Below are 8,332 nucleotides of genomic sequence, written 5' to 3'. Positions count from 1 at the left end.
GTAAGCTCCGCTCCAAGCGCCTTCTCAACCAGGGCCTTCTTCAGCTCTTGGAATATTCCGTTTTCTCCCAACAGGTCTTCGGGCTTCTCATAGCCCTTGAGCAACTCATCAAGCAACTCGTCCTTGGTAGCCATTGTGCGTACTCCTCCGATGAAGGGGTGATTATCTCACAATTGGCTCCATACACGAAATTCCTGACACTCCTGCCATGGGCTTAAAGCCTAACCCACATCAAGACTGTCACCAAAACTGCCATACCGACAAGCGTAGATCTAAAAAACATAAAAACGAGCCAGGCATCACGCTTGGCTCTTCATATTTTAAACGCCTTCGTTGTAGGTCGTCACCAGCCCCATAGCTCCGCGCCACCATCCCAAATTACAGCACTCACCGGGGCATGACCTTGCTGCCCTTGTCCCGCAGCGACAAGGTTTATCCTTGCTTCACGGGTGCCGGCAATATTCGCCCACCGTTCACCAGATATTCCCTACCGTTCGTCGAATACCAGTCCAACCGCTCCATATTGCGTGTTACGAATTTAACCAAATCCCCTCTTAACCTATCTCGTTGGAGGGCGGCAATCATCCAACGCCCCCGGAGGACGTCATGCCTCGCCCCATTTTATCTGTCGGATCGTTTCGGTTGGTTTTTTCCCTCCTGCTATGTCTGGCCTTGCTGACTATACCCATCCCCGGCCTGGCCGGGGTGGGAACCAACCCGACCTCGGGCAACCCCCTGGACTATAGCGGAACCGGAGACTGGTACGGCAGCGCCGATCCAGACCAACTGACCAATGAATCCGGGGCCACGGTCAACGGCGACATCTACGCCAACCATAACAGCGCCGGCGGCTCCAGCGGCGGCGGCAACACCATCTCCAACCAAGCCGGCGGCCAGGTGGATGAGAGCATCTACGGCAGCTACAACGAAGGGGTTGGCTCCAGCGGCGGCGGCAACAACATCTCCAACTCCGGCGCCGTGGTCGATAACATCTACGGCAGCCGCAACACCGGCGCGAACAGCAGCGGAAGCGGCAACACCATCACCAACAACTCCTACAATGTGGATGGAGTCATCTTCGGAAGCAGTAACGAGGGCGAGGGCAGCAGCGGCGGCGGCAACACCATCATCAACTCCGGCTCCGGCTATCCGTTAGGCATAATCGGCAGCTGCAACGAGGGCCTGGGCAGCAGCGGCGGCGGCAACACCATTACCAACATAGGCTCCGCCAGAGTGTGGGGCGTCATCATCGGCAGCGACAATTTCGACGAGGGCACCAGCGGCGGCTTCAACACCATAAACAATTCGGGATCCGCCGAAGACGCCATCACCGGCAGCAGCAACTGGGGCGACAACAGCAGCGGCGGCGGCAACATCATAAACAACTCGGGCGACGTGGCAGCCGGAATCTATGGCAGCGAAAATGCCGGCCTAAACGCCAGCGGCGGCGACAACACCATCACCAACTCCGGCACCGTGAGCGGAGACCTTTGCGGCAGCTTCAACCTTGCCAACAACAGCAGCGGCGGCGGCAACACCATAATCAACTCCGGCACGGTGGACGCAAACCTTGTCGGCAGCTTGAACTGGGGCTCGGGCGACAGCGGCGGCGGCAACAACACCATCACCAATTCCGGCACCGTGACCGGCAACCTCTACGGCAGCTGGAACTGGGGCGCGGGCAACAGCGGCGGCGGCAACAACATCAACAACTCGGGAACCGTGGAGGGCAATATCTATGGAACCTATTCTGCCCTGCCGGGCGCCGTCACCACCGACAACACCATAACCAACTCCGGCACCGTGGGGGGCAGCATCCTGGCCGGCGATGGCGACGACACGGTGATCATGGAGTCAGGCGCTGAAAACGTGACCGGCAGCATTGACGGCGGTGCGGGCACGGACAAGCTTGTCTATGGCGGCGGTACCTGGGCCCTTGGCAACGCCAAGCTGATCAACTTTGAGAGCTTTTCCATAGATGCCACCGCCAATCTGACCCTGGACGGCAATTGGGATCTTCCGGGCGACACCGCCCAAGTGAGCGGCGGCAGCCTGACCGTGAACGACGCCCTGAACGCGGGCGGCCTGAACATAAACAGCGGCACGGCGACCATCAATGGCGACGCAACGCTGAGCGGCGATGTGGCCAACGCCGGCACCTTGGACGTTTCCTCGGGCGGCGCCCTCAGCGCCGCCAACCTGGACAACAGCGGCACCGCCGCCATAAGCGGCAGGGCCAACATCAACGGCGGTGTGACCAATTCGGGCGGCCTGACCGTGGGCGAGGGTGGGGCCATCGTCGTGGACAGCCTGGACAACAGCGGCACCGCCGCCATAAGCGGCAGGGCCAACATCAACGGCGGTGTGAGCAATTCGGGCGGCCTGACCGTGGGCGAGGGTGGGACCCTCGTCGTGGACAGCCTGGAAAACAGCGGCACCGCCTACGTTAGCGGCACGGCCAACATCAGCGGGACCGCCACCAACTCGGGCACTCTGGGCGTGGGCGGCACCATGACCACGGGCAGCCTGGCCAACATCCGCAGGACAAGCATAACCGGGGCGCTCAATGCCGGCAGGCTGGACAACAGCGGCACCGCCTACGTTAGCGGCACGGCGACCATCAATGGCGACGCAACGCTGAGCGGCGATGTGGCCAATGCCGGCACCTTGGACGTTTCCTCGGGCGGCGCCCTCAGCGCCGCCAACCTGAACAACAGCGGCAGGGCCGACATCAACGGCAGGGCCAACATCAACGGCGGTGTGACCAATTCGGGCGGCCTGACCGTGGGCGAGGGTGGGACCCTCGTCGTGGACAGCCTGGACAACAGCGGCACCGCCTACGTTAGCGGCACGGCCAACATCAACGGGACCACCACCAACTCTGGCACCCTGGGCGTGGGCGGCACCATGACCACGGGCAGCCTGGCCAACATCGGCAGGACAAGCATAACCGGGGCGCTCAATGCCGGCAGGCTGGACAACAGCGGCACCGCCTACGTTAGCGGCACGGCCAACATCAGCGGGACCACCACCAACTCTGGCACCCTGAGCGTGGGCGGCACCATGACCACGGGCAGCCTGAGCAATACGGGCTACGCCGCCATTTCCGGCATTGCGGAAATCAGCGGAGATACCGGCAACTCCGGCAGGATGACCGTAAACGGCACACTCACCACCGCCAGACTGACCAACTCTGGCACCCTGGGCGGCAGCGGCACCATCAACGGCGTCATCGTGAACCAAGGCCTCATCAGCCCGGGCAACTCCATCGGCACCCTGCACGTGGGCGGTGCGGCGACCTTCGAGCCCGGATCCACCCTGGTTGCAGAATTGGACAGCACCGGCCTCTGTGATCAGCTGGACGCCTCCGGGCCGGTGACCATCAACGGCGGTACGATTTCCACTGCCGTTTCCAAGGCGCTGTACGCCGACGGCCATGCCTGGACCATCATCAGCGCGGACCAGGGCGTGACAGGACAGTTCGAGGCCGTTGACCACCAGCTGAAATCCGAGGTGCTGAGCTTTGGGCAGAAAAATACCGGCAACGCCCTGAGCCTGGTGATCAGCCGGAAATCTTACGGCGCATTCGCATCCGGCGGAGCCGCCGACGCGGGCCGGGGACTGGACAAAATTGTACCCCTGGCTTCGGGCGACATGGAAAGCCTTCTCACGTCCATGGACTATGACATGACGGCCGACCAGATCAGCCAGATCGTCAACGCGCTGAACCCGGAGATGTACACCGCCTTCTGCGCGGCCTCGCTCAAGGCGGCCAGGCTGTTCGACAGGGCCATGGTCCAAAGGCTGACGGAACTGGGGCAACGGCGGGCTTATTCTTTGGCCGGCGGGCGGGACGGAAGCGGCCTGGTGCAGCTGGCCGCGGCAGAGGCGGCCCCCATGACCGAGGTTTATCAACAGGCGCCACGGGGGTGGGGGATGTGGGGCCGGGCCATGGGCATGTGGGCCGACCAGAAAGAAAAGGACGACTATTTGGGCCGGGGGCAGACCACCGGCGGCGCGTTCATCGGCGCGGATTACATGGTAAGCGATAAGCTCGTGCTCGGCCTCGCCGTAGGCGCCACCCGGACGGACCTGTCCTGGAGCGGCGGAAACTACAGCGGCGACATTGACGCCATGCACACCGGCCTCTATGCGCGGGCCGGGTTCGGCGGCTTCTACACCAGGGCCACGGCCTCCTATGCCAGGCTTACCAACAGCGCCACTAGGCCGGTGAGCTTCGAGGGCTTTGACGCTAAAGCAAAGGCAGATTTCGACGCGAACCTCTACGCGGCGGGCCTGGCCCTGGGCTATCAGGTCCAATTGGGCGATTGGCTGTTTGAGCCTATGGCCGGGCTGGATTACCAGCACTTGCGCGAAGACGGCTTTAGCGAAAACGGGGCAGGCCTTTTCAGTTATGACATAGCAAGCCGTGACACCGATTCGGCTCTGTTCAGCCTTGGCCTCTGCGCCACAAGGCACATCCAGGCAGATGGTTGGGATCTTCTGCCCAGGCTGGGCCTCTCCTGGCAGCACCAGTTCGGCGACGACCGTCCCTCCCTGGACGCGTCGTTTATCGGTTACGGGTCTGCGCCTTTTAGCGTGTCCGGCGCTGAGTTTCCGTCCGACTTGGCGCTGATCGAGGCAGGCCTGTCGCTTTCCACGCGCCCGGGCCTGGATTTCTTTGCCGACTACAGCCTGGCCGTAGCCGACGGCTACCATGCCCAGACTCTGACTGTGGGGTTGAAATATAGTTTTTAGCCCAGGCGATGCCTCCTCAGATTCGGTAACTAGCTCACATCCCGGATCAGTTTATGGAGGAGGCCTCAGAAAGCCGGATTTCTCTATAATTACCCGGTGCCGCTAAGGGGTGAGGCTCACAAGGACCGATTGGAAAACCTGCTCAATTCAGTCAATTAATTCAAGGTTAAGGCGGTCTGATTATGAGTAGTTTGATATCTGTCAGCATGCCATACGGCGAGGTTCGGTCTATTATTTCGCATAACAGCTTGCATCCGTAGGCGGCTGACTGGACGAGCACACCTTACAGTCACTCCGGAATTACTTTGGGAGTTCTCACTTTGCGTGGCAGAAATTCTCATTTCGTCTGACAGCTTACAGCCGATCAAAAAAATATAGCAAAATCAGTGAAAATAGAAAAAGTAAAAAACAGTTCAAATTTTGAAGCGAAATTACAGGTTTATTTAGCTTGATATATGGCATAATTAAACGCTATTTTTATCTTGTAAAGCACAAATAGTGAAGCTTGATCCTTGAAGTTTTAATTTCTATTTTAAATTAATAATATGCGTTTTAATCGATTATTTGGGTGGGTATTAATTTAAAAAAATTGCCCTATTAAACTCGATAATTTACGATTTTGGTAGAAGTTTCTATTCATATATAATTTTATGTTTCATTTTTTATATTGGCCAGATTTATGTCATTTTGACACTATGTATATATTTATTCTAAAAAAATCCAACTTAAACTTGCAGTATTTTAAAAACGTGGAACCTTTACGTAGATAAAAATTAAGAGAAATAGTAATTTGTAGCGGAAAAGAGTGTCGGTAAATATGTTGTTTGTCACTCGAAGCATTTTATTCTTTTTCCAAACTTTTTTTAAGAGAATTCTCTCCTACTATAACAATACCTAAATATCCGTCAACACAGACCGATTCGCCTGTTTTGATCAGGCTCGCCGCTTCCGGCACACCGGTTACGCAAGGTATGTTTTGTTCTCTTGCGATTATGGCTCCATGGATTAACATGCCACCTCTTCGTTCCACAATGCCCGCAGCCAAAGGAACAACCAAAGTCATGTTGGGATCTATGGCGTCACAGATAAGTATTTCGTTTTTTTTGAAATCATAAAGATCTTGGGGAGTGGATACTATTCTGGCTCTGCCTACGGCAATGCCCGGGCTTGCGGGCTGACCTACAAGCTGGCGGGGTTTTTCTTTTAATGAGGTTGTGGGCTTTGTTTTTTGATCTTTTATTGAGCTGATTTGGGGTTTGATTTGATTGGTAAGCGCTTTACAAATTTCTTCTGGTCCAGGCCTATGGTCCAATTTGCCCCACTTCTCTTCCAGACGAATGAATCCCTCATCCAATGCTCTTGTGAGTTCACCTTCAACTTTACCCAAAAAAATGTTGTCATCGTCTCTTAAACGATAACTTGCTATACCTATTTCCAATATATCTTGAGCTTCTTCTCTTTGTTCAGGCTCAAAGCTTTCTAAAAAAACTTTCCGCATTCGGCCTTGATTCGGTTTACTTTTCGTGTCTTTTGGCGTCTCAAATTTAGCGGCCAATCGGGCCAGTTTTTGTCGGGTCATGCCCATGTTAAGGCCGCCCCAGCTCGTCTTGCCGTAGGACTCTATGAACTCATCTAAAAGATCTGTAAATTCAGGCCATTGATCAAAATCCTCATTTCGCTCCAACGCCAAAGCTATTTCTTTTTTTTGTCGGATGCTTTTTCCAATTTGGGAAAGCCGTTGATTTCTTTTTACGCTCACCAAGCCCGAGTTTTCTAACAGCTTCATAAACTCATAAGGATCATTGGGGTTCATACGGTCATTGTAGACTTGACCAAATAAACGCATGCCATGGGCAAAGGGAATGCAGTATTCCCAATAGTCGCCTACTCTTTGCCGTACGATTTCTTGCCGTTTTTTAATTTCTCGGACCAGGTCCTGGTCGGTAAGTTGAGTAAGATAAAATTTGTTTAGCTTTTTAGCCTGGGCTTCCATGTCCGGGATGAGTTGTTTTTCAATTACCAGTTTAAGGGATTTTAGATTATCCAGGCTTCTTTTAAGGCTCAAATATCTTTTGCGTTCGTCATGCTCGTCTGTGATTGTGGTTATGCTTCTGGATTGCAGAATATAAATTTGCTTAAGTCTGATGGTCCATTCCATATCCTGGGGCGATTGGAAGATCTTTTCCATTTGCCTTGAAAAATCGTAGACTTCTTGCACCTCCTGATCATTCAAAGGTGGTATTTTTTGCTGAATTTTGTTTAAGGCTTGGGCTGCCACGCCTTGTTTTTGGGCTTTTAAGGCCTTTGTCCTTTTGGCTGGTCTATGCTCTACGATTTGGCTGTTTGCCCGGTCAAGTTCCCAGTGATCCGGCTCAATGGTGCCGTCAACCAGACCCTGATTGAGGCCATAAACAGCCTCCACCGATCCTTGTTTTGGATTCACCGGATTCATGCTAAAAGAAACGCCCGAACTGTCTCCGAATACCATTTCCTGAACCACAACCCCCATGGCGCTTTCAAATGGGTCCAAGCCTAGTTCTCTTCGGTAAAGCAAGGCTCTGTCAGACCAGAGCGAAGCCCATACTAGCTTGATATGTTGGATTATTTCTTTTTTGCCCACAAGGTTAATATAGGATTCGTGAAGTCCTGCGAAGGAGGTTTGGCTTGAATCTTCGGCAAGGCTGGAAGAGCGTACGCCAACAGGCGTTTGGGGAAACATATCCTCTATGGTTTGGGATATTTCAAATAAAAGATCTTCAGGAATATCCCCTTTACTGAACCTGTTTCTTAAGCGCAAGGCAATATCCCAAAGTTCTTCCCAGCGCATATTGGAAAAATCTTTTTTCCCCAACTCCAGGTTGATTTGCTGGTCCAAAGAGTTTTGTTCAACAAAATATCTGTAAGCGTCTGCAGTGATAAAAAAGGCGTTTGGAACATTTAAATCTTTTTGCCTTAAGGCGGCAAGGGCGAAGGCTTTCCCGCCGATTTTTTCCTTGGGCGGATTTTCCCGGAACGTGAATATCCATTTCATGGCTTCACCTTAAATTCAAAGACATTCTGAAACCTACTCACCACATAGTAGCGATCAACCAAAAGACAGATTTTCGCTGTGTTGGGAGAAGATATAAAGTCAGCAAAATGAGAGTGCTTTTTTAGAAAGATATTTTGGAAATCTTCTTCCTGATCAAGGGAGAGCTCTTTTACTTTTCCGAGCGCTGTTGCCGCGGCCGCTTTTCTTAAGTCACCGATTTGGTTACTTCTGTTGTCTATAAGCATGGAACTTTTGGGATTGCCTTCAAGGTTGCTGAATTTTCTGGTCATGCGGCTTGTGGTGAAATATATGCGCGAAAGATCGTTGCTTGTCGCAAAAGCTACCAGGCTGGCGTAGGGTTGATCTCCTCCCACTGTGGAGAGCACAGCGAATAATTGTGTTTTAAGCATGTTTCTTAAGTATTGTTCCAGTTCTTCTGCTTGCTGCCCTTTGGGATTCGCATTCAAACGCACCTGATCCTCCATATGACCGGTTTGAAACCTTATGAAATAAGTAGTGCATATTTAAGGGTTGGGATCAATG

At 53.4% G+C, this 8,332-nt stretch carries 3 protein-coding genes and 1 pseudogene; 1 reads left to right on the top strand and 3 read right to left on the bottom strand.

Going from position 1 to position 8,332, the window contains the following annotated elements; all coding sequences use genetic code 11:
* Nucleotides 1-134: pseudogene (locus X474_RS26195) on the bottom strand (IS256 family transposase); the annotation flags it as partial.
* Between the two features lie 472 nt (nt 135-606).
* On the opposite strand from X474_RS26195, the gene X474_RS14445 reads away from it, so the two are divergent.
* On the top strand, nt 607-4,758 hold the full coding sequence (locus X474_RS14445; RefSeq protein ID WP_044349886.1) for an autotransporter domain-containing protein: 4,152 nt from the start codon (nt 607-609) through the stop codon (nt 4,756-4,758).
* Between the two features lie 841 nt (nt 4,759-5,599).
* Here X474_RS14445 and X474_RS14440 read toward each other — a convergent pair.
* Both X474_RS14440 and X474_RS14435 read right to left on the bottom strand, forming a co-directional pair.
* Nucleotides 5,600-7,789: a PEP/pyruvate-binding domain-containing protein gene (locus tag X474_RS14440; protein ID WP_044349885.1), complete on the bottom strand. Its 2,190-nt coding sequence runs from the start codon at nt 7,787-7,789 to the stop codon at nt 5,600-5,602.
* Nucleotides 7,786-8,262, bottom strand: a complete 477-nt coding sequence (locus X474_RS14435) for a pyridoxamine 5'-phosphate oxidase family protein (protein ID WP_197282117.1) — start codon at nt 8,260-8,262, stop codon at nt 7,786-7,788. Before X474_RS14435 ends, X474_RS14440 begins: the two co-directional genes overlap by 4 nt.
* Nucleotides 8,263-8,332 lie beyond the last annotated feature (70 nt).

This window comes from Dethiosulfatarculus sandiegensis (assembly GCF_000931935.2).
Classification (GTDB): domain Bacteria; phylum Desulfobacterota; class Desulfarculia; order Desulfarculales; family Desulfarculaceae; genus Dethiosulfatarculus; species Dethiosulfatarculus sandiegensis.
Note: the sequence above shows the minus strand (reverse complement) of the source record. Positions and strands in the feature narration are given on the sequence as shown.